General features: G+C 72.6%; 22 protein-coding genes. 8 read left to right on the plus strand and 14 right to left on the minus strand.

Going from position 1 to position 20,724, the window contains the following annotated elements; translation table 11 throughout:
- Nucleotides 1-214: 214 nt before the first annotated feature.
- The 3 genes from JXZ78_RS30805 to JXZ78_RS30815 form a co-directional block, all read right to left on the minus strand.
- On the minus strand, nt 215-1,363 hold the full coding sequence (locus JXZ78_RS30805; protein WP_030018989.1) for a winged helix DNA-binding domain-containing protein: 1,149 nt from the start codon (nt 1,361-1,363) through the stop codon (nt 215-217).
- 88 nt (nt 1,364-1,451) lie between these two features.
- Nucleotides 1,452-2,297: a DUF4253 domain-containing protein gene (locus JXZ78_RS30810; protein ID WP_030018990.1), complete on the minus strand. Its 846-nt coding sequence runs from the start codon at nt 2,295-2,297 to the stop codon at nt 1,452-1,454.
- Nucleotides 2,298-2,361: 64 nt separating this feature from the next.
- Complete coding sequence (locus JXZ78_RS30815; protein WP_078624087.1) at nt 2,362-3,264, minus strand: alpha/beta fold hydrolase; 903 nt, start codon at nt 3,262-3,264, stop codon at nt 2,362-2,364.
- A gap of 207 nt (nt 3,265-3,471) precedes the next feature.
- On the opposite strand from JXZ78_RS30815, the gene JXZ78_RS30820 reads away from it, so the two are divergent.
- The gene (locus JXZ78_RS30820; RefSeq protein ID WP_030018992.1) at nt 3,472-4,419 is read left to right on the plus strand and encodes a LysR family transcriptional regulator; all 948 of its coding nucleotides are present in this window, start codon (nt 3,472-3,474) and stop codon (nt 4,417-4,419) included.
- Between the two features lie 34 nt (nt 4,420-4,453).
- Here the strand turns inward: JXZ78_RS30820 and JXZ78_RS30825 are convergent, their stop codons facing one another.
- Nucleotides 4,454-5,215 carry a TetR/AcrR family transcriptional regulator gene (locus JXZ78_RS30825; RefSeq protein ID WP_030018993.1) on the minus strand — a complete coding sequence of 254 codons (762 nt, stop codon included), beginning with the start codon at nt 5,213-5,215 and terminating at the stop codon, nt 4,454-4,456.
- Between the two features lie 301 nt (nt 5,216-5,516).
- Here JXZ78_RS30825 and JXZ78_RS30830 point away from each other — a divergent pair, with 301 nt between their 5' ends.
- Nucleotides 5,517-6,176, plus strand: a complete 660-nt coding sequence (locus tag JXZ78_RS30830) for a DUF2306 domain-containing protein (protein ID WP_030018994.1) — start codon at nt 5,517-5,519, stop codon at nt 6,174-6,176.
- Between the two features lie 61 nt (nt 6,177-6,237).
- Here JXZ78_RS30830 and JXZ78_RS30835 read toward each other — a convergent pair whose 3' ends face one another.
- Together JXZ78_RS30835 and JXZ78_RS30840 are read right to left on the minus strand one after the other, a co-directional pair.
- Nucleotides 6,238-7,221 carry a hypothetical protein gene (locus JXZ78_RS30835; protein WP_030018995.1) on the minus strand — a complete coding sequence of 328 codons (984 nt, stop codon included), beginning with the start codon at nt 7,219-7,221 and terminating at the stop codon, nt 6,238-6,240.
- Between the two features lie 114 nt (nt 7,222-7,335).
- Complete coding sequence (locus JXZ78_RS30840; RefSeq protein WP_050502248.1) at nt 7,336-7,809, minus strand: MarR family winged helix-turn-helix transcriptional regulator; 474 nt, start codon at nt 7,807-7,809, stop codon at nt 7,336-7,338.
- 108 nt (nt 7,810-7,917) lie between these two features.
- On the opposite strand from JXZ78_RS30840, the gene JXZ78_RS30845 reads away from it, so the two are divergent.
- The 3 genes from JXZ78_RS30845 to JXZ78_RS30855 all read left to right on the plus strand — a co-directional run bounded on the left by JXZ78_RS30845 (nt 7,918) and on the right by JXZ78_RS30855 (nt 9,988).
- Entirely contained in the window at nt 7,918-8,274 is a 357-nt protein-coding gene (locus tag JXZ78_RS30845; RefSeq protein ID WP_030018997.1) for an antibiotic biosynthesis monooxygenase family protein, read from the plus strand.
- Nucleotides 8,275-8,330: 56 nt separating this feature from the next.
- Nucleotides 8,331-9,314, plus strand: coding sequence for a cupin domain-containing protein (locus tag JXZ78_RS30850; protein WP_030018998.1), 984 nt, complete (start codon nt 8,331-8,333; stop codon nt 9,312-9,314).
- A gap of 239 nt (nt 9,315-9,553) precedes the next feature.
- The gene (locus tag JXZ78_RS30855; protein WP_030018999.1) at nt 9,554-9,988 is read left to right on the plus strand and encodes a VOC family protein; all 435 of its coding nucleotides are present in this window, start codon (nt 9,554-9,556) and stop codon (nt 9,986-9,988) included.
- 13 nt (nt 9,989-10,001) lie between these two features.
- On the opposite strand, the gene JXZ78_RS30860 is transcribed toward JXZ78_RS30855, so the two are convergent.
- Nucleotides 10,002-11,507: a peptide MFS transporter gene (locus JXZ78_RS30860; protein WP_106968724.1), complete on the minus strand. Its 1,506-nt coding sequence runs from the start codon at nt 11,505-11,507 to the stop codon at nt 10,002-10,004.
- A gap of 230 nt (nt 11,508-11,737) precedes the next feature.
- On the opposite strand from JXZ78_RS30860, the gene JXZ78_RS30865 reads away from it, so the two are divergent.
- Together JXZ78_RS30865 and JXZ78_RS30870 are read left to right on the plus strand one after the other, a co-directional pair.
- Entirely contained in the window at nt 11,738-12,061 is a 324-nt protein-coding gene (locus JXZ78_RS30865) for an antibiotic biosynthesis monooxygenase family protein (protein WP_030019001.1), read from the plus strand.
- A 118-nt stretch (nt 12,062-12,179) separates the two neighbouring features.
- Complete coding sequence (locus JXZ78_RS30870; RefSeq protein ID WP_033037348.1) at nt 12,180-12,854, plus strand: thiaminase II/PqqC family protein; 675 nt, start codon at nt 12,180-12,182, stop codon at nt 12,852-12,854.
- A gap of 81 nt (nt 12,855-12,935) precedes the next feature.
- Here JXZ78_RS30870 and JXZ78_RS30875 read toward each other — a convergent pair whose 3' ends face one another.
- Genes JXZ78_RS30875 through JXZ78_RS30900 form a run of 6 tightly spaced genes read right to left on the minus strand, consistent with a single transcriptional unit; the run spans nt 12,936 to nt 18,198 of the window.
- Nucleotides 12,936-13,619: an SDR family NAD(P)-dependent oxidoreductase gene (locus JXZ78_RS30875; RefSeq protein WP_238783480.1), complete on the minus strand. Its 684-nt coding sequence runs from the start codon at nt 13,617-13,619 to the stop codon at nt 12,936-12,938.
- Entirely contained in the window at nt 13,616-13,996 is a 381-nt protein-coding gene (locus JXZ78_RS30880; RefSeq protein WP_050502249.1) for an avidin-fold protein, read from the minus strand. Before JXZ78_RS30880 ends, JXZ78_RS30875 begins: the two co-directional genes overlap by 4 nt.
- Nucleotides 13,993-15,375 carry an FAD-binding oxidoreductase gene (locus tag JXZ78_RS30885; RefSeq protein WP_050502251.1) on the minus strand — a complete coding sequence of 461 codons (1,383 nt, stop codon included), beginning with the start codon at nt 15,373-15,375 and terminating at the stop codon, nt 13,993-13,995. The genes JXZ78_RS30880 and JXZ78_RS30885 overlap by 4 nt, the downstream gene beginning before the upstream one ends.
- Nucleotides 15,372-16,481 (minus strand): NAD(P)/FAD-dependent oxidoreductase, encoded by a 1,110-nt coding sequence (locus tag JXZ78_RS30890; RefSeq protein WP_050502252.1) that lies wholly within the window; start codon nt 16,479-16,481, stop codon nt 15,372-15,374. Before JXZ78_RS30890 ends, JXZ78_RS30885 begins: the two co-directional genes overlap by 4 nt.
- Entirely contained in the window at nt 16,478-17,851 is a 1,374-nt protein-coding gene (locus tag JXZ78_RS30895; RefSeq protein ID WP_063726047.1) for a class I tRNA ligase family protein, read from the minus strand. The genes JXZ78_RS30890 and JXZ78_RS30895 overlap by 4 nt, the downstream gene beginning before the upstream one ends.
- Nucleotides 17,848-18,198, minus strand: coding sequence for a cupin domain-containing protein (locus JXZ78_RS30900; protein ID WP_030019008.1), 351 nt, complete (start codon nt 18,196-18,198; stop codon nt 17,848-17,850). The genes JXZ78_RS30895 and JXZ78_RS30900 overlap by 4 nt, the downstream gene beginning before the upstream one ends.
- 125 nt (nt 18,199-18,323) lie before the next feature.
- Between JXZ78_RS30900 and JXZ78_RS30905 the strand changes: the two genes are divergently transcribed.
- Nucleotides 18,324-18,803 carry a hypothetical protein gene (locus JXZ78_RS30905; protein ID WP_157851505.1) on the plus strand — a complete coding sequence of 160 codons (480 nt, stop codon included), beginning with the start codon at nt 18,324-18,326 and terminating at the stop codon, nt 18,801-18,803.
- 147 nt (nt 18,804-18,950) lie between these two features.
- Here the strand turns inward: JXZ78_RS30905 and JXZ78_RS30910 are convergent, their stop codons facing one another.
- Complete coding sequence (locus JXZ78_RS30910; RefSeq protein ID WP_030019010.1) at nt 18,951-20,507, minus strand: right-handed parallel beta-helix repeat-containing protein; 1,557 nt, start codon at nt 20,505-20,507, stop codon at nt 18,951-18,953.
- Between the last annotated feature and the right edge of the window lie 217 nt (nt 20,508-20,724).

Consider the following 20,724-nt stretch of genomic DNA (forward strand, 5'->3'; position numbering starts at 1 on the left):
TGGAAACCCTCCTCAGCGACCCCGCCCTGCGCGACCGCATGGGCGAGACGGCCCGCACCAACATCCAGCGCTACGCCACCGACGAGATCGTCCAGCGCTGGGAGAACCTCTTCACCTTCCTCCAACGCTGACCGCAGCCCCGGCGACGGAGCCTCCGCAGCAGATCGTTCGGCCGTTCACCTTCGTAGGTCCGGCCGTTCGACCGCTCGGCGGCTCAGTCGCCGGGCAGCAGCCGTGTCTCGGCGGCCGGGAGGCCTTTGGCCCACCAGTGGTCGTAGCGGCGGTAGGGCGCGGGGTCCCGGTCGGCCAGGAAGGCCGTGAGCGACCGGGCCTCCGCGGCCAGTTCCTCCCAGACCTCGTCCGGGAGGGGGTGGAAGGCGGTGGCCTCGATGCCGCCGTCGGCGGGACGCCACACGCCGGCGACGTAGCCGTCCACCAGCAGCGTGGGCAGTACGTCGCCGTTCACGCGGATCACGAGCTTGCGGTACGCGGGCGGAATGACGCGGCCGCGGTCGGCGTAGGCGAGCAGGACGCTGTCCCACATCGCCATCAGCCGGGGCGGGGCCGGGGTGTCCTCGGCGGGCCGGGGTGCGTCGGGGACGTCGTACAGCACCGTGCCGTCCGGGCCTGCCAGGTGTACGAGGCTGTCGGCGAGCGCCTGCAACGCGGCTTTGACACGGTCCCGCCGTATCAGCGAGAACTGGGCCACGTCCGCCACCGACGCCGGACCGAATCCCGCGAGGTAGCGGCGCACCAGCACCTGTAGGCCCGCCGCGGCCGCTTCGGGATCGGTCAGCGCCGGTCGCCCGCTTGCCGCGACGTAGGCCTGGCGGGTGGTGAACCGCCACGGCGCTTCGGCGGGCGCGTGCCAGAGGGGAACGTACTGGCGCAGCATCCGCCAGGCCGACTGCTCCAGCGGTGCGCCGAGACGCTCTTCGAGATGGCCTTGCAGAGCGGCGGCGGTGCGTGGCCGGTCGGCGTACGCGAGCAGCTCCGGGACGAGGGTGTCGGCGTCGGCCGCCGTCAGCCCGGACGCCCGGAAACGAGCGTCGCCGAGCCTGGAGCCGCGCAGCGTCGGCTCCATGGCTTCGCGGAAGGTCCGGTAGTCCTCGGAGTGGACCAGGTGCAAGGTGACCCGCATGAGCGTGGCCTTGACCGCTTCGTGGCCGGACACGACGGCGTCGAGGTCGCCCGGGGTGAAGCCGGCGAGGCGGTTCCACAGAGCGATGTACGGCGAGGCAGGCTGCTGTGCCTGGAGGGCTACCACCTGCCGCAGCGCGTCGGTGACGCCGGCCGGTTCGCGGCCGAGCAGCAACTGCCGTGCGAGCGTGGAGCGGTTGAGGGAACGCTCAGTGATCACCATGCGGTGATTCTCCTGCCTCGTCCGGTGGTCGCGGGGGCGATCAGGGCAACCGCACGATGCTCGGACTCCGTCCCACCGGTGCGGCGTCTCAGTCCCACCAGAATTCCCACTGACCGGCGCCTATGAGGTGTTCGGCGTACGAGTCGAGGGATGGCTGGGAGCCCTGCCAGAGGTTGTCGGGGCAGACGGCGAAGTGCTCAGCGGCGACGAGCAGGGCGTCCTCCTTGTCCGTCGGTGGCGCGGCGACGCTGAGGTGCAGGGTCGCGAAGCCGACCGCCACGACCCGGGCGCCGAAACGCCGTTCCCAGTCCCGTACGACCGCGGAGTACTTGGCGGTGTCGTTGTCGTAGTTCGCCGGGCCGCTCCAGCCGACGGCTGTCAGAGCGTCGGCTCCGCGGTCCGCCGCGACGAGGCCCAGGCGTAGGTGCGGTCTGCGCGCGGCGAAGAGCTGGGCGAAGGCGGCGGCCGCCGCGTCCGGGTCCGCCGCCGGTTCCTGGCCGGGCGCGCACCCCGGCCAGGACAGCCCGAACGGGGCGGTGAGGGCCGGAGGACCGTCCGGCGACCGCGGGGCCTCCCCATCGCCGTTGCCGTTGCCGTTGCCGTCCTGAGCGTGCTCGTCCTGAGCGTACATTTCCCACCACGTGGCAAGGAGTTGCGCGGGGGAGTGGGCCTCGGGCGAGGACATGTCCTCGGGATTCAGCTCGCCCGAGGCCCAGGGCCGGAACTCGTCGTCGCCCGGACCGAGCCGGTCGAGCAGCAGCGGCCACCACCCGGTCGCGGCGTGCTCGGCGCGCAGACGTGCCCAGAGGCCGGCGGAGGCGGCGTCGTCGCTCAGCCACAGGGGCGCCACGTCACTGTCACCCTCGTCGGCTGTGATCATCCGGCCGGGCGGGAGGAGGGTGCCGAGGGGCGGGCTGAGCAGTTCCTTGTTCATGCCCGGATGGTAAAGGCGGGGTCTGACAACGCCCCGGCAGCAGCGTCCCTCCCCCGGTGCGGCCTCACCGCACCAGAGCCGCAGCCAGGTCCCGCGGCCGCGCGGCGAACGGACTGTGGCTGCCCGGGAGGGTGCGTACGGTGAACGGGTGGGCGGGCACGGCCCGGTCGGCCTCCTCGATCATCAGATCCTGCACGGCGGGAGGCAGCGCGTGGTCGTCCGCGCAGCGCAGGAAGGTGCGCGGAATCCGGCCCCACCGCGCCGGGGTGACGGTGACCGGGGCGTCCACGATCGCCAGTGGCAGATCGGTGCTCAGCAGGGACCGCCAGCGGTCGAAGCGGTCCGGAGGCGTGTCCTGGTAGTGGGTCTGCCGCAGCATCTCGACGTACGCGGGGTCCGGTGAGAGCGGGTTGATCCGTATCGCGCCCAGGGCTTGCGGGTCACCGAGGGGGAGGCCCTGCCCCAGGGCGCCGGCGTTCTCGGGTGCGTCGATGTAGTCGGAGAAACGGGGACGCCCACCGGGGACGAAGGCGGACAGGTAGACGATCCGGTCGACGAGTTCCGGCGCCCGCTCGGCGGCCAGTGACGCCGGGCCGCCGCCCGCGCTGTGGGCGACGAGCACGACGTTCCGGTGGTGCCGGACCTGACGCAGAGCGGCCAGCACGGCGTCGGCGCAGTCGTCCATCGTCACGTCGGCGGCCTGCGACTTCTCGGTCAGCAGGCCTGGCTGGCCGGGCCGCAGGTAACCGGTGGGCAGCGGCGCCTCGCAGCCGTGCCCGGGCAGGTCGACGGCCACACTCGCGGCACCGAGCCCGGTGAGGGCCCGCTGGGTCGGCGCCCAGTGCGCGGAACTGTGCCAGGCGCCGTGCACGAGGACGAAGACGGTGCCGGGGACGCTGTCAGTTGGGGAATCGCCGGTACGGGCCGGTGCGTGGCCCGTACGGCGGGACGGAGAAACGTTGCTCATACCGCCATCCCAGTCGACCACCGCAGCGTCATCCAGCGAAAGATCTGAGAAGGTGAGCAGCGATACCTCTGAGATATCGCCGGAGGGCCGAGAGGGCCGGAGGGCTGAGAGGGCCGCGAGAGCTGAGACGGTCGAGTGGACCGAGTGAGCTGGAAGGCCTGAGAGGGCTGAGGGACCGGGAAGTCGGAGAGCCGGAGGAGGGGCGTCATGGAAGCACGGCATCTGCGGTACGCGCTCGCACTCGCCGAGCACGCGCACTTCGGCCGGGCGGCCGATGCGCTGGGGATCGCGCAGCCTCCGCTGTCCAAGCAGATCGCCGACCTGGAACGCGAGGTGGGCGCCCGGTTGTTCGACCGCACGCGCCGGGGAGTGTTCCCGACGGCCGCGGGCGTGGCGTTCCTCGCCCGGGCACGCCGGGCGCTCGGTGAGATGACGGCGGCCGCGTCCGACGCGGGCCGGGCCGCGCGGGGCGAGACGGGCCGCCTGCGTCTGGGTTTCATCGCCTCGGCGCTGCTCGAACCCCTCCCGGTCGTCCTCGGCCGGTTCGGCCGCGAGCGCCCCGATGTGCGGCTGGAACTGCACGAGATGGCGACCAGCCGCAGCACCGCCGCCCTCGTGGCAGGGGAACTGGACGTGGCGGTCACGCTCGGACACCCGCGGGGCGCCGGGGCCGAGCACCTCGTGTCCGTACCGATCGGCCACGACCACCTGGTCGCCGTCGTGAGCACCGCGCACCCGTATGCGGGGCGCCCGTCGGTGAGCGTGGACCAACTGCGGCACCAGCGGCTGATCGTGGCCTCCGGCGAGGACGAGCCGGCCACCTCCGCCGGGCTGCGCGCCCTGCTGGGCGAGGAGGCCGCGGCACTGTGCGGCGCGACCGTCGCGCGGGACGTCCACACGATCATCGGCCTCGCCGCCTCCGGGGTGGGCGTCGGCCTGGGGCCGTCCCGGATGGCGGCGGCCCCGCGCCCGGGGACGTGGCTGTGCGAGGTGACGCCCCGTACGCCGCTGCCGGACCTCTTCCTGTCCTTCGCGGCTTCGGCACAGTCCCCGGTACTGCACGCCTTCCTCGACGTCATCCGGCGCAGCTGCCCCGATGCCGACGCCGCACTCGACCACCGTCCCGGCCGTCGCCCGGCCCCGCCTCGCACCTGACGCTCACACACAGGCGCGCGGTGACCGAGCCGCCCTAGGTGTATTGCCCTGTGAGGCTGGGGACGCGGCCGGCGGGGATCCGGCCATGGACGTCCTTGAGCAGGTTGCCCATGGCCATCCGGAAGATTTCGGCTTGGTGGGCGCCGATGAACGCGGTGTGGCCGAACACCTCCAGGACGACGAGGCCGTGCAGGTGGCCCCACGCGCTCAGGAAGAGGGCCGCGGCGGGAGGCGGGAGGGAGCCTACGGCGTCGGGTGGGAGCTGGTGCAGGTGGTCACGGAGTGACGGGGAGAGGTCTCCGGTGTCGGCTGCGGCGAGTTGGGCTTCGGTGAAGCCGCCGAACAGCTCGCGCCGGAAGATGGCGCTCATCCGCCGCAGGGCCTGGGTGGTGGGGCCGTCCACGGGAGCTTCGTAGTGCCGCAGGGGTGCTCCGTACAGCAGTTGGAAGCGTTCGGGGTGGGTGATGGCCCAGGTGCGATAGCCCTCGGCCGCGGCGACCAGGCGCGGCGGGGGTGTGGTGTCCGGCGCGGCGTCCACGGCGGCTCCCACGGCGTCGGCGAGGTCGTCGTACGCCTTCGTGATGAGCGCGGTGACGAGGTCGTCCCGGCTCGGGAAGTAGTGGTAGAGCGCCTGCACGGTCATGCCCAGGCTGCGGGCGACCGCGCGCAGGGACAGTGCGGCGGGGCCTGCGCCGTCGATGTGCTCCTCGGCGGCCGTCAGGATCTCGCGGACGGCCGCGGCCCGCCGCCGCTCGCGCAGGGTCGGTTTGGCGGATGGGGGCTGGGCCGTCGGCATGCGGTGATCGTACGGCGGGCCCTTGACGGCGACAAGAGGGGCGAAGGGCGTCAGGAAAATCTGACACTGCCAAATTTCCTGGTCGATCGCTAGCGTCGTCCGAAGCGGCGGCGAGGCGGGACACCGCAACCCTTTCCGGCCCCGCCCTGCCCGCTCCGTCGGCGCGCCGCCTCAACCGAACCGCCGCCCGCCTCGCCGGGCCTTGAGGGCGATGCTCCGACGAGAGCGATGCCCCGACGAGGGCGATGCCCCGACGCCCTTCTTCAGCACAGATATTCATGGACATTCAGGGAGACACCCGATGGCAACAGCAGCAGTCACATCCCGGCCGGCTCGTCGCATGTGGTGGGCGGCCTGGGCGACGCTCACCGTGTCGGCGGTCGCCATAGCCGGTTACAGCGTCCCCGCCTACCTGGCCGGCGACCCGACGCAGAGCAGGCTCCCTCTCAATCCGGACGTGGCCCTGCACTACCTGACCATCGCACTGCACGCTCTCCCCGCGGGTCTTGTCCTGCTGCTCGGGCCGGTCCAGTTCGTCCCGGCCCTGCGCGACAAGTACCGGGCCATGCACCGGATCGTCGGCCGGGTGTACATGGTCAGCGTCGTGTTCGCCTCCGTGGCGGCCGTCCTGGCGGCCACGTTCTCCGTCAACGGGTTCTCCGCGCAGGTCGCCTTCTACCTGCTGACGGCCGCCTGGCTGTACTCCCTGGCGCAGGCGTACCGGACGATCCGGCGGGGCCAGGTCCGGCTGCACCGCATCTGGATGATCCGCAACTATGCCCTCTCCTTCGCGGCCGTGGTGCTGCGGGTCTTCCTCGTCCTGGGCCTGGCGGCCCGCTCGCGCTACGAGTGGCTGACCGTGGAGAGCGTCTACACCACGTCGGCGTGGGCCTCGATCCTGGTCAGCGCGGGCGTCGCCGAATGGTTCATCGTCCAGCGTGCGGTGGCCTCGCGCCGGTAGGCGCCCGGGCCGGCGGGTCTCGGCCCATGTTACGAACCGCCACTCACCGGCCGGTGACTTCTCAGCCGGAGAAGTCGAACGCGGTGCCCAGCCCCCGCTGATCCGCCCACGCGCGGATCCACGCCAGGATCGGGACGTCCCATGGGTAGGGCGCGGCGAGTTCGAACACGATCGTCTCCGTGGGGGAGCTGCGGGCGGGCACCTTGCCTGTCATCACATCTGCCAGTTCCAACGCGCCCACGGGGGCCGGCGGAGGAGGGTCGCCGATGAAGCCGCTGGCGAAGCCGAAGGCCACCAGTTCAGGGCGCCGTGCCGTGGGTACGGCCAAGCGGGCGCCGTGTGCGAGCAGGTTGCCGCCCGCGCCGGTCATGCTGATCACCAGCGCGCCCGGACGTACGCACCGGGGGTCGGGCACCGCTGCCTCGCCAGGGGAGTAACGGCCCGCCGCGGTGATGACGTCGGCCCCGGTCACCGCCTCCTCTATGGTGGCCGCGACCGATACGCGTATCGCGTCGCCGAGTTGGGAGCGCAGGTCCGCACCGAACGCCGTCCGGCTCTCGTGCGACGGGCTCCACAGCTTCAGGTGCGTCAGGCCCGGCATCACGCGACGGATGGTGCGTACATGGCTCCGGGCCTGCGCTCCGCTGCCCAGCACCGTCAGTGTGGTGGCGTCGGCGGGAGCGAGATGGCGTACACCGACAGCGGCGGGGACCGAGGTGCGCAGCACGTTGAAGTCATCCAGCGCGATCATGCTGTCGACGGCGCCGGTGGTGCCGTCCAGCTGGATGCCGAGCCATGCGTTGGGGCGCTCCCCTTGCACCCTGTTGGGAAAGAGCCGCAGGGTGGCGGGGCCGCTCGCCAGCGAGACGAACTGCGCGGCCAACTCGTCGCCGTTGGCGAGGTCCAGGCCCGCGAAGATGGTCTGCGCCCGATCGCCGGAAGCGCACGGGGCGGCCGATCTCTCGACGGCATCGATGGCGCTGTCGAGTTCTTCATCGTCGGCGGCGAGTTGGCTCAGGTCGGAGCGGCTCAGCAGTAGCGGCATGGAAGTACCTTTCTCGGCCGGAAGGGCGCGCGGGCCGCCCTGTGTCGTCCTGCGGTGTCCTTGGTAGGGGTGTACGGAGGTGGACGCGTAGGAATGCGGTACGCCCTGCCGTCGTCATCCAGAAGCGGGCGCGGCGTCCGGATCGGCTGCGGCAGGTGCCCCCATCAGCAGGTCTGTGCAGGTGCGCAGCCACGCGGAGATGACGGGTCCGTCTGCCCCCGCCGCGTCCCGCAGGAGGCTCTCGAACTTCTCCACCGTCGCCGAGGCCAGGGCGAGCCGGCTGCGGCCGCTGTCGGTCAGCGTCGTGCCCCGGGTCCGCAACTGCGGCGTACGGTCGGCGCGCTCGATGTAACCGGCCTTGGCGAGGGCGTCGAGGATCTTGAGCATGGTGGGCGCGGCGACCGCGGAGCGGCGGGCGAGTTCGGAGTTGGAGATGCCCGGGTGGTCTTCCAGGAGGGCGAGTACCAGGTACTGCGGTGTCGTCAGGCCGGCCTGGGTGAGGGCGGCGTCCATCCGGGACCGCAAGGTCTGCTGCAACTTCTTGAGCGCGAAGCCCAGGGACTTTTCCGGGTCTGCATGGGAGGGCATGCCCGTCAGCGTACCAACTTGGATTCGCCTGCTAACTCGGATTAGGGTGCTAACTCAGTGAGGGCGAGCAGCCCTCGCACCCCAGGACGAAGCGCCAGGAGGACCACCATGACCAGTCCCGAGACCACCATCTCCGTCACCACGGGCACGACCCGGATCACCCTGGTCAACGTCTTCACCGTCGACCCCGGGCACCAGACCGCCCTGGTGGAGGCCCTCGACGAGGCCACGCGGTCGATCTTCGTGAAGGTTCCCGGCTTCATCTCGGCCAACCTGCACGTCAGCCTGGACGGCACGCGCGTCGTCAACTACGCCCAGTGGGCCGACGAAGCCAGCTACGCCGCGGCTCTCCGGGACCCGGAGGTCCGCGGGCATGTGCGGCACGCCGCGGGCATCGCGCAGGCGTTTGACCAGACCCTGGCGCAGGTCCGGTCCGTGCACCACGCCGGCACAGCCGGTTCCTGAATTCCCTCCGGGTCCCCGGCCGGCCCGCGAAGTTCCCCGACGGACAAGGACGTCTCATGGGCACCGTCACCGAAAACGTCGAGGTCGTCTGCTCCGACAGGCCCTCCCGCACGATCGAGCGCGATGAGCATCTGCTGCTCTCACCGCCGCACCCCAGCCCCTTTCCGATGAAGCTGTGGCGCGACCACGAGCCCCTCAGTGTCGTCCACTTCCCGGTGGAGTACGAGGCCGTGCCGTTCGCCCCGCCGCGCGGCATCTACGAGAGTGCGCAGGTCCGCGTCGAGTGGCAGACGATGGACAATCGGCAGCCCTTCTACCACCGCAACTGCGACGTCGACGAAATCTCGTACCAGATCGCGGGCGAACGCACGCTGATGACCGAACTGGGAGTCGTCGAGCACCGGCCGGGAGAATTCTCCCGGCTGCCACGCGGCGTCGCCCACGACAACTACGGGCGCCGGGAGAGTCACCTGCTGTTCTACACGCCCGCTCCCGTCCGGGAGGTACGTGCCGGTGTCCGGCAGTCCGAAGCGGTGTTCCCGCCCTTTCCCGGCTGGGAGGCGGGAGAAGTCAACGAGGCAGTCACCCAGTGCATGGGGACTCCCGGGCATGACATCACCGTCGCCCCCGTCGACGAACTGCTGTTGCTGCGGCAGGTGCACACGGACGAAGAGCGCCTCCAGGTCCTCACCGGCGCGCAGGAGTCCGGGACTGCCTGGCTGTACCACGGCGCCGGATTCCGCCTGGGCACGGTGCGGCTGCTGCCCGGGGGTGAGCGGATGTACCGCCGCACGCTGGACGCCGACGAGATCCAGTATCAGATCAGCGGCCGCCGGACGCTGGTCAGCCAGCGCGGCATCGTCGAACTCGGACCGGGGGACTGCGTGCGGATCCCCCTCGGTGTCGCCCACACCAGCGTGTGCGACGAGGAGAGCCGGCACATCGCGCTTTTCTCCGACCGCGAACTCCCGCAGGTCGCCAGGACGACCCGAACCGCCGATCCGTACACCCCGGGACGTCTGGCCGCGCTTCAGCCCTGAAAGGTCTATGTTTTCCGGCCCCGCCGTTTGAACACCTGACCGGCGCGTCGGCGCGCCGCTGTTCAGCGTTGTTGTCGTCCGCGGGAGCGGAATGTCGAGGCGAGGGCGACGGCGGCGAGGAGCGGACAGGCCGTTCCTGCCGCGGCCGTCCTCGGCCTTGGGGCGCCGGCCCGACGCGGTGCGGGTCCCTCCGGGGAAATGGGCGGCGCGGTGTCCCTCGTCCGCGGTACGGTGCGCCGATGTCAGCGATCAAGAAGTTTCAAGTCACCTTCGACTGCGCAGAGCCCGAGCGTCTCGCCCGCTTCTGGTGCGAGGTGTTGGGGTATGTCGTACCGCCGCCACCGGAGGGGTTCACCACCTGGGACGACTTCAACCGTACGCTGCCGCCCGAGGAGCGGGATGCGTGGTCCGCCTGTAGTGATCCCTCAGGGGTGGGCCCGCGCTTGTACTTTCAGCGTGTTCCCGAAGGCAAGAGGGCCAAGAACCGGGTGCATCTGGATGTCCGGGTCGGCACCGGGCTGGTGGGGGACGAGCGCCTCGCCACGCTCGAGGCCGAATGCGCGCGACTGGTCGCGCTCGGTGCGACCCACGTGCGGACGCTGTACGCCGATGAGGAGAACGAGTCGTGCATCCCGATGCTGGACATCGAGGGCAATGAGTTCTGCGTCGACTGAACACTCGCCGGCCTCACACCCCCAGCTTCCGCGCCAGCGCCCCGCGCCCGAGGAACAGGCCCAGGCCTGTGGCCAGGGCGGCCAGGGCCAGCGCGAGGAAGTACGCCGGGGACGGTGATCCGCCGCCCGCCACCTTCAGGGCGTTGCCGCCCAGGCCGCCGCCGAGCGCCCCGGCCAGCCAGAACAGGCCCACCATCTGGCTGACGAACGTCGCCGGGGCCACGGCGGTCGCGGCGCTCATACCGACCGGGGCGAAGGCCACCTCGCCTGCCGCGAGCAGCAGGAAGGCCAGCAGCAGCCACACCGCCGGAACGCGGCCGTCCGCTGCCGACGCGGCCTGCCACGCGGCGAGCGACATCACCGTGAAGGCCGCGCCCACGCACACCATGCCGATGGCGAACTTGGCGGCGGTGGTGAGCCGGTCGCCCGCCCGCTTCCACAGCGCGGCGAACAGCGGCGCGGTGAGCAGGACGAACAGCGGCAGCGCGGACTGGAACCAGCTCGCCGGCACGGTGAACCCGAGCACCGTACGGTCCGTCGAGTCCCGGGCGAAGACCGAGAAGACCGACCCGCCCTGCAGTGACAACGCCCAGAACACGGCCGAGGCCAGGAACAGCCAGACGTACGTCTTCACCCGGACCCGCTCCGCCCGGGTCAGCCGGGGGTCGCGGAGCAGCCGCCGGAAGAACAGCACGGGGACGAGTACGGTCAGCAGGCCCGTCAGCGCCATGACGTGGGCGATCCGGAACGTGCCCAGCGCCGCGTCCGTGCCGTACCCGATCACGAGGGCGGCGACCGCCAGCCCGGTGCCCCACAGCACCCGGGTGCGCTGCGCCGGGGTCGCGGCGCGTTCGGGGGCGTGGCCGACGGTGCCGAAGTGCCGGGTGCCGCGTACGTACTGCAACAGGCCCAGCGCCATGCCCAACGCGGCGAGGCCGAACCCGAGGTGCCAGTCGACGGTCTCGCCCACGGCACCCACCACGAGGGGCGCCACCAGCGAGCTGATCTGGACGCTCATGTAGAAGACGGCGAACCCGGCGTCCCGGCCGGCCCGGTCCGCGGGCGGGTAGAACGCGCTCAGCAGGCCGGCCATGTTCGGCTTGAGCAGCCCGGTCCCGGCGGCGATCAGCAGGAGCCCGGGGTAGAAGAGCGGATGGCCCGGAACGGCCAGCGACACATGGCCCAGGCCGATCAGGACACCGCCGTACAGGACGGCACGGCGGGCGCCCAGCAGCCGGTCGCCGATCCAGCCGCCCGGCACCGACGCGACGAAGACCGCGGCCAGGTACAGGCCGTAGAGCGCGGCGGCGTCGCCACTGCTCATGCCGAGGCCGCCGCCGGAGGCCGGGGCCGTGGCGTACAGGACGAGGATCGCCGACATCCCGTAGAAGCTGAAGCGCTCCCAGACGTCGGTGGCGAAGAGGGTGAAGAACCAGCGGGGACGGCCCAGCGGGCCGCGGTCCCCGGCTCTGGGCGGGCGGGCCGGTTCGGCGGCCCGCGGGTGCATCGGCGCGGTCATGGCTCCTCCATCACGACGCTCGGGGGAGGTGAGGCTCACTCCGGCGCGTCAAAGGCGGGTCGAGGACGGGTGGAGGCCCCGGCGGGTCGAGGACGGGCGGGGGCACCGGCGCTCCGGCCGCACCGGGGGGCGCGGGTTCGTGTACAGCCGTGGGTTCGAGCCGCTGTCGAGCGCGGTCGCCGACGCTGGGCGGCGTCCGCGAACGCCGACAGAGGACGGAGGCTGGCCAGATGCCGCAGTCCCTCCCATTCCGTGTGATGTTGCGTATGGAGATCCACCCCGGCCACGGGGACGAGTTCGAGCGGGTGTGGCAGGAGATCGGGCGGCGCATCGCCGCCCAGCCGGGCAACCTGTGCCAGTCCCTGGCCCGCTCGGCCGACGAGGACGACGTCTACTACGTCGTCACCGACTGGGTCGACGCCCCGAGCTTCCACCGCTTCGAGCACAGCGAGGAGCACGTGGACAACCGCCGGCGGCTCGCCCCCTTCCGCAGCGGTGGCGAGATGCGGCTCAGTCAGACGCTGTGCCTGCTGCCGGGGGAGTCCGCGCGGTAGCAGGCGGCGGGCGGGCCGTGGCCCCCCCCCGCCAGGCATGCGCCGTCACCGGCACACACTTCGTCAGCCTCGAACAGGGCCCATGCACCAGCCCCATGAACCGGAGAGGAGCACCGTCGTGTTGCACCAGGAGCTGAAGGAACGGGCGGAACCCGAGTGGAAGGAGATCATCGAGCATCCGTTCTGGGCGGGCGTGCGGGACGGTTCGCTGCCCGCCGGCGCGCTGACGTACTTCGTCGAGCAGTGCGCGGGTCACGTCCTGCCCGCCTACGCACGGGCCCAGGCCCGCACCGCCGCCGCCACCCGCTGGGACCGGCACGTGGTCCTGCTGGCGCGGGCCGCGGCGGGCACGGTCCGGGCGCGGGACCGGCTGCTGGCGGCCCACAACGCACTGGACGCCGCGCTGGGCGTCCCCCGCGCCGACCCCGAGGCGCCCGCCGGGGCCATCACCCACGCGCACACCACGTTCCTGCACGCGGCGACGGCGACGACGGTGGCCGCCGGTATGGGCGCGCTGCTGCCGCTGACCTGGTTCCGGCAGCGCATCGGTGACGACCTGCGCCTGCGCCGGGTGCCCGGCTCGCGCCACAGTGCCTGGATCGACATCTTCCAGCCCGGCCCCGAGTACGCGGAGGCCGTCTCCGAGCTGGAGGACGCGTACGACGAACTGGGCGGCCTGATGGCCACGCCCGGCCGGACGGAACTCGTCGAGTACTTCACGCTGGGACTGCGCTACACCGCGTCCGTCACCAAGGCCGCCTGGGCGGAGGCCGGACAGCCTGCGGCCCGCTGAGCACCGGCGCCGGGCACCGTCCGGAAGCGCCACGGGCCCGGCCCCCGTACGGGGGCCGGGCCCGTGGCCCGTTCGGCGGGTTCACCAGTCGATGACCGTGTCCCGGCGCAGGAAGACCCCGCTGGGGCCGTCGTCCGCGAGCGTCGCGGCGTCCGCGATGTGGCGGGCCGCCTCTTCGGGCGCCTGCTCCGCCTGGGGTTGCATACGGGTACGGACCAGGCCGGGATTGATGGCGTTCACCAGGACCCCCGTTCCCTTGACCTCCTCCGCCAGCATCGTGGTGAGCGCGTTGAGGGCCACCTTCGACGCCGTGTAGCCGGGGCACTGGGGGGACGGGCCGTACGCGAACGACGCGGCGCCGCTGGAGATGTTGACCACCCGCCCCCAGCCCCGTTCCACCATGCCGGGCAGGAACGCCTGGGTCACCCGCCAGGCACCCAGCAGGTTGACCTCCAGGCTGTGGCGTACGCCGTCCAGGTCGGCGGCGGAGGGGGCGGTGCCCCAGTCCGACAGGACGCCCGCGTTGTTGACCAGGATGTCGACCGGCTGCCCGGCGGCGGCCGCACGGACCGCGTCGGGGTCGGTGACGTCGAGCGTGAGCGCCGCCGTGTCGCCGGCGGCCCCGGCGGCGGCCCGCCCGGCCGCCGCCCCGTCCCGCGCGGCGAACAGCACCCGGTGCCCGCGGCGCGCCAGTTCCGTGGCCACCGCCAGGCCGAGGCCGCGGTTGGCCCCGGTCACCAGGGCGGTACGCGCCGGTCCCGTCACGTCCGTACCTCCTCGATGTAGGAGGTGCCGTGCGAGCCGTCCGCCCGGCTCCACTCCTCGCGCAGCCGCAGCCGGCCGTCCGCGAGCCGCTCCGGGTGGCTGACGCACTGCCCGGAGACCACCTCCCCGTCGGTGAGGACCTGGCAGTACGCGGCGGTGATGACCCCGTCGGAGCCGCACCGGCCGACCAGCCGGCCGTGGCGCACCCGGCCGCCGGAGAACTCCGCCCAGACCAGGTCCCGGTGCTGGTGGTAGTCGCCGGCCGGGACCTGTGCCGCACCGGGGCCCGAGGCGGTCTCCGCGGCCGTGGACCGGAAGGTCAGCCCGTCGTAGAGCGAGGGCGCCGGGGCGGCGGACGGGCGGGAGGCGTGGGTCATCGGGAAGCTCCTGTCAGGGTGTAGCCGGACCGGAAGAAGCCGTCCGGGTCCAGTCGCTGCTTGAGCCGGCGCAGCCGGGCGAAGTTCTCCGGGCCGTAGGTCTGCTCGCCCCGGTCGGCCGTGAGGCTGTCCCGGTCCGCGTAGTTGAGGTAGCCGGCACCCCATGTGCTGTACGGCTCGGCGAGCCGGGACACCGACTTGGCCCACTCCCGCTGCCGGGCGTCGGCCGCCGACAGCCCGGCGTCCCAGATGGCCATGCCGGTGATGTTGAACCGGGCGGTGCGGAAGGGCACCACGCCCGGTACCCGGGCCCGGTCGCGCACGGCGCCGTGGATCGGTTCGATCAGGATGGTGTCGTTGTACGGGTCGGTGATCCGCGCGGCGCGGAATCTCTCCGCCAGGGCCTCGGTCAGCTCGTCGGGCAGGCCGTCGACACAGCGCGCGCTCCAGTAGTGCCGCAGTCCGAACGGCAGCCGCCCCAGGCACTGCTGCATGGAGACGTACGACCGCTCGCCCACGGCCCAGGTCAGCGGGGTGAGCGTGGCGCGCAGCGCCTTGTCCAGCTCGGCCGGGTACGCGGGGTCGTCCCCCGAGTAGCACACGCTGACGACGGCCGCGGGCTCCTGCATCGGCCCGTACCGTTCGAGCAGCAGGGTGCAGATCAGCTCGTCGGGCGCGTCCTGCATCAGGTCGCGGAAGAACCGGACGGCGGCCGCCGGGTCGTCGGCCGGGTAGGCGACGAAACCGCCGTACACGCGCGGCACGTCGTGCAGTTGGAACGTGAACTCGGTGACGGCGCCGAAGTGGTGGCCCGCCCCGCGCAGCGCCCAGTCGGTCTCGGGGTGGGTCTCCGGGGAGACCGTGAGCGTCTCGCCGGACGCGGTGACCAGTTCGTAGCTCAGTACGTTGTCGCAGCTCAGACCCGCGCGGCCCATCAGGTGCCCGATGCCGCCGCCGAGGGTGAGCCCGCCGACACCGGTGTCGTCGAACGTGCCGCCCGTGGTGGCGAGTTGATACGTACCGGCCGCCAGGTCGACGTCGGCCCAGGTCGCCCCGCCGCCGACGCGGGCCGTGCGGGCGCCGGGATCGACACGTACCCCGCTCAGCAGCCGCAGGTCGATCACCACCCCCGCGTCGACGGACCCGGCTCCCGCGACGTTGTGCCCGCCGCCCCGGATCACCGCCGGCAGGCCCGTCTCCTGAGCGGCCAGGACCGCGGCCCGCACCTCGGCGGTGTCCCTGGGCAGGCAGACGGCGGCCGGGCGGTGGTCGTGTGCTCCGTTGAACAGCAGCCGCACCCGGTCGTAGGCGGGGTGCCCGGGGGTGATCACCCTCCCCGGGCAGGCTGCCTCCAGCGTGCTGCGCACGTCGGCGCTCATGACGTCTCCCTCCGTGTGATGGTGGTGATCGGGGCGCGGCCGGTCCGGGACGTACCGCAGGAGAGGCCGGCCAGCAGACCGCTCGCCGCCTCCCGGGAAGCGGCGAGCGCGAGCTTCGCCGAGCCGCCGCTGCCGCCGGTGAAGGTGAACAGCCGCCCCGGGGCGCCGAGTACGGGCGCCAGGGTGAGCCGCCCGGCCGGTCCGTAGGCGTCCACGGCGGCCACGGGGCGCATCAGCCGCCCCAGGGACAGTCCGGGCAGCCGCCGTGCGGCCGCGGCCCGGACGGCGCGCTCCTCGTGGTCGAGGAAGCGCGCCGCGCCCGGCTCGGCCCCCCAGCGTTCGGTGGGCAGGCCCAGCAGCATCCGGCCGGGGCCGGCGGGCCGCCCGTACAGGCCGCTGGTCTCGTCGACGAAGGCGGGCGGCAGCGGCCCGCCGGCCCGGTAGACGGCACACTGAATGACCTTTGTCCGTACGGTGTCGCCGGCGATGACGCCGAGGGACCGCAGCAGCCGGCCCGTCCAGGCGCCGGTGGCCGCCACCAGGACGTCGGCCGTGCCCTCCTGGGTGGCGGTCCGGTACGTGACGCCGCCTTCCGGGCCGTCGAAGGCCACGGCACGCAGCCGGCCGGACGGCACCTCCGCTCCCCGGGCGACGAGGTCGATGACCGCCGCACGGCGCAGACCGTCGGGGGAGAGGTGGCCGGCGTGCGGCTCCAGTACCCCGGCCGCTCCCTCCGGCAGGCCCTGTACGCCGAACTCGTCGGCCAGCCGCCGCCGGTCGCACCGCTCGGCCGTCGGCGGCAGCGCGTCCGGCACGGCGTCGTGCCCGTCCCCGTCAGCAGGGGCCAGGACGTACAGGGACGTACCGGGGCGGTAGGCGGACCACTTGCGCAGGGTGCGGCTGGCCCGCAGCTCCGCGAGGCTTGAGGCGGCCAGCCGCGCCGTCTCCGGATCGCGCTCGAAGGCGCGCACCAGGCCGCCCGAAGCGGCGGTGGCGTCCGGCCGGGGCGCGCCGGTCAGCAGCGTCACCCGGACCCCGTGCTCCGCGGCGAGCCGCCAGGCCAGCAGCGCGCCCGCCACCCCCGCGCCCACGACGCAGATTCTCATCCGGCCCGCGCTCCTTCCGGGACCGGGGCGCCCGCCGTGCCGGTGAGCGCGCCGCGCAGTTCCGGGTCGCCGCCGGGGCGCAGCAGGCACCGGGCGGCGTACGCGGCGTCGAAGTGCTCCGGTGTCAGGGCCCGCGCGGCCCGGTCCCGCTCGGTGGCGTGCTCCGGACCGTCACCCGCCGGGGCCGCGAGGTCCCAGCTCGCGGTCAGGGCGCGGTAGCGCTCCGGGGTGAAGTCGGTGGCGTAGGGGGCGGGCCGGTCCCAGCACAGGAAGGCGCGCAGCACCTCGGGCTCCTCGTGGTCCAGCAGGTCGTGGGCCCAGACGGCGTGGCCCCTGCTGGTGGAGAACTTGGCGCCCGACAGGTGGTAGAACTCGTTGACCACCAGGCCGCCCAGGACGTCCGGCGGCAGCCCGAACGCCAGGAACAGCGCGGGGAACTGCACCAGGTAGTAGAACGTGTTGTCCCGGCCCAGGAAGGCCCACAGCGCGTCGACGCCGCGCCAGGCGCGCACGTGCCCGTCGATCCCGGCCGCGCCGGGCTCCAGCCGCTGCCCGATGGTGTACAGGTAGCCCAGCGCCATCTCGGACCACACGTCGACACGGTGCTCCGGTGTGGTGACGGACTCGATGCCCCAGTCGGTCGGGTAACTGAGCGGGACGTCGGGCAGTTCCGGCAGGCCGAACAACTGCCGCAGCAGCAGCCGGGCGCTGGGCGGGGCGTCGGCGGCGGCCCAGACGCGGCTCAGGCCCTCCCGGTAGCGCTCCAGCGGGAGGACGGGGCCGCGTACGGTGCGCCGGGCGGTGAGCGGGGAGCCGCAGCGGGTGCACCGCGCGTCCACCAGGTTCCCGGCCGTGGTGAACCAGCCGCAGCCCTCGCAGGTACCGCCGCACGCACCCGCCCCGCAGCGGGGGCAGTCCCCGGACACGTACGCGTGGTGGGGGACGCCCGGGCAGGACGGGCAGGCGGGGGTCTCCCATTCCCGTACGGGCAGCGTCCCGGAGGCGACCAGTTCGTCGAGGAACCCGGCCACCGCGGTGCGGTAACCGACGTCGCCGAGCGGGTCGGTGAACACGTCGTGGCGCACGCCCGCCCGGTCGAACACCGCGCGGATCCGCGCGGCGTGCCCGTCGCGCTCCTCGCGCACCTCGGTGCCCTGCTGCCGCGCCCTGGCGGGGACGTAGTTCTGGTGGTCGTCCAGGCCGCACACCGTCAGCACCCGCTCGCCGCGCAGCCGGGCCGCGCGGGCGGCGACGTCGGCGGCGATGTACGGGCCGGCCAGATGCCCCACGTGCAGCGGGCCGTTGGGGGTGGGCGGCGGGGAGAGCAGTACGGTCGTGCCCCGGCCGCCGGGTGCCGTCGCCGTGCTCATCCGGCCTCACCGGTGCCCGCCGCCGACGGCAGCCAGTAGACGCTGAGGATGCGCACCGGCTCCCCGGCCGCCTTGATGACGTGCCGCTCCCCGGGGGACAGCAGGACGGCCGTACCCGGTCCGGCCGTGATGTCCCTACCGTCCACGGTGAACACGGCGGTGCCGCCGACCACGACGGCGAGTTCGACCTCGGGGTGCTCGTCCGGCGCGCTTTCGGAATGCGCCGGAATGCGGCACCACATGGCGTCGAACGGCAGCGGCTGTTTCTTCGGGTGCTCCTCCCAGCGTCCGATGCCGATCCCGTATTCCTGACTCAGCTGCGATTCATCCAGGGTGAACGTCTGCACGGCCAGCTCCCAGCCGGTAGTCCTTCCGCGCGGCGCGCGGCCGACGGGGAAAACATCCAGGACACCGCTCAAGGAGTGGTCGAAGGGGGTTGGGCGGCCCGTTCCGTACGTGCCACCATGAGGCCATGACCACCGAATTACAGGTGGGGCAGCGCCCCACCCGGTATGCGCCGCGCTCCGTGCGCACGCTGGAACACGGGACGGCGAACGGCTGGACGGTCAAGCGGTACGCCGTCTCGGCGCTGCGGGAACTGCCGCCCGCGGAGGTGCACGCCTTCGCCTGGGACGCGGTGCGCCAAAGCCTCCCCGAGCCGTACGCCGAGGACCTCTGCCACGCGTTCAGCGTGGTGCACGAGGACGCGGACGGCGTCTATGCCGTCGTCGGCTGGTGGAGCGCCAACCGGCTGATCCTGCACACCCGCACCTGGCTCGCCGACTGGGCGGACCTCAAGCGGCTGACCGAGGCTCCGGGGCACGCCACCGCCTGCGTGTGGGAGCTGGCGGCGATCGGCTGTGAGCGGGACGCCTGGGTCGAGCACGTGCTGCGGCGCGACCCGCCGGACATCGGCCGCTACCTGGCGGCCGGTGTCCACGGGGAGTACTGAAGCGGCCCCGGACCGGCGTACGGCGGGGTGCCCCGTGGCGTCCGCCGACGCCACGGGGCACCCCGGGGAACCGCCCGCCGCCCCGCGGGACGGGCCGTTCACGGACCTGACGCGGAGCCCTGGTGCGGGCCCCGGGCAGGCATCCGCCTACTGCGGAGCCTTCTGGTAGGCGCCGATGTGCGGGACGGCCGGCACGGGATTGCCGTAGAAGTCCTTCCCGCCGTCACCGGTGACGCGGTCGCCCGCCTTCAGGGCCGGTGAGCCGGTCCTGAGCCGGTAGCCGTTGGCGTCGGACACGGAGGTCGCGGTGCCGGGCGCCGTCAGCAGCGGGTCGCCGGCGAGGTTGTGCTCGCCGTTCGGCGGGAGCGCCGTGACCCGGTCGAAGAGGTTGTACCGGTAGGTGCCGTAGCGGTCGTTCACGGTCGAGCTGTCCTTCGCGCCCACGAACACGTTGTTCTGCAGGGTGAAGTCGTTCGGCCGGGCGACTTCCACGAGGCTGCCCGCGTTCGGCGCGTAGAAGGTGTTCTGGTAGATCTGCAGATTGGACACGCCCGTGCAGAAGGAATTGAGCAGGCCGAGTCCCTGGGCGTCGGCGGCGTCGTTCTGGCTGATGTTGTAGCGGACGACTCCGTCCTTGGCTATTTCCCCGTCGTCCTGGCAGAAGTAGAGGAAACCACCGCCGTTGTCCTGCGAGTAGTTGTACTGGTAGGTGGTACCGACGTTTCCCCCTTCCACGGCGAAGGCCATGCCCGGGGCCTTCCCGTGCCGCACGGTGTTGTGTTCGATGACGGTACGGTTCGAATTCCAGGAGTACGCGCCGATGTTGTAATCGGTGGAGCGCATGTTGAATCCGTCGACCGTGTTCTCGGTCACCCGGGCCCGGTTCCCGTTGAACAGGAGGATGCCGTCACCGCCGACGTCCTTCACGGTGTTGCGGCTGATGACGATGCCCTCGTTGGGGACGAACTCGGTACCGGGGCCCTTGGGGTTCTCCGGGCGCTTCTGCCAGTCGGAGGTGATGCCGATGCCGGTCCGGTCCACGTGGTCGACCGTGGTGTCGGTCACCGCGATCCCGGAGAAGCCGGTCGGTACCGAGGAGCCGGCCGCCTCGAAGAGGATGCCGCCGCTGGGGTGGGGATAGCGGTGGTCGGTGCCGTTGACGTCGCGGACGGTGACGTTGTCGATCACGTAGTGGTGGCCGATGCCGTAGTCCCGCAGCAGCACCCGGATACCCGCGCGCTGGGCCGGTGTCGCGCCGGTGTTGGTGACGGTGATCTTCCGTATCTGGTAGTACTCGACGTTCTCCAGCAGGACGGCGGCGGATGCCCCGCCCCCGTCGACGACGGGGGCGACGCCCTTGCCGTAGGGCTCCACGGACACCGGTGCCTGCGCGGTGCCCGACCCCTTGGGGGCGAGGGTGCCCTGGCAGGTCGTCCCGGCGCGCAGCCGGAGCGAGTCACCCGGCGCGAACTTCACCTTGTTGGCCCGGGCCAGGGACCGCCAGGCGGTGCTCTCCGTGGTGCCGTTGGCGTTGTCGTCGCCGCCGGCGCAGTCGACGAAATAGGTGGTGCCGGCCTTGGTGTGGGTCGTGGCGCCGACTGTGGCGCCGGACGGTGCCGCGGCGGCCGGCCCTGGCGCGGGACCCAGGGCCAGCGCGCCGGCCAGTGCGGTCGCGACCGGCCCGATGGCGAACCATTTACGCACATCTCCTCCATTCCGCCCACGCGGACGGCCGTCGTCGGCATGGGTGTGCGCCGCATCGTGGTCGGGTCCGCATGAGCGGGACTAGAGAAGGCCTGGACTCCTCTTGTGGATTTTCGAATTGATGTGGTAGCAGGGTACTTACGTTCGGTGACGGTCGTCACCGTCGGCTGCCGTCAGCGCCCGCCCGGCCCGCGGCGGCCGGGCGCCGCGGGCGGGA

It is taken from the genome of Streptomyces monomycini (genome assembly GCF_022271435.1).
GTDB classification, from domain to species: Bacteria; Actinomycetota; Actinomycetes; order Streptomycetales; family Streptomycetaceae; genus Streptomyces; species Streptomyces monomycini.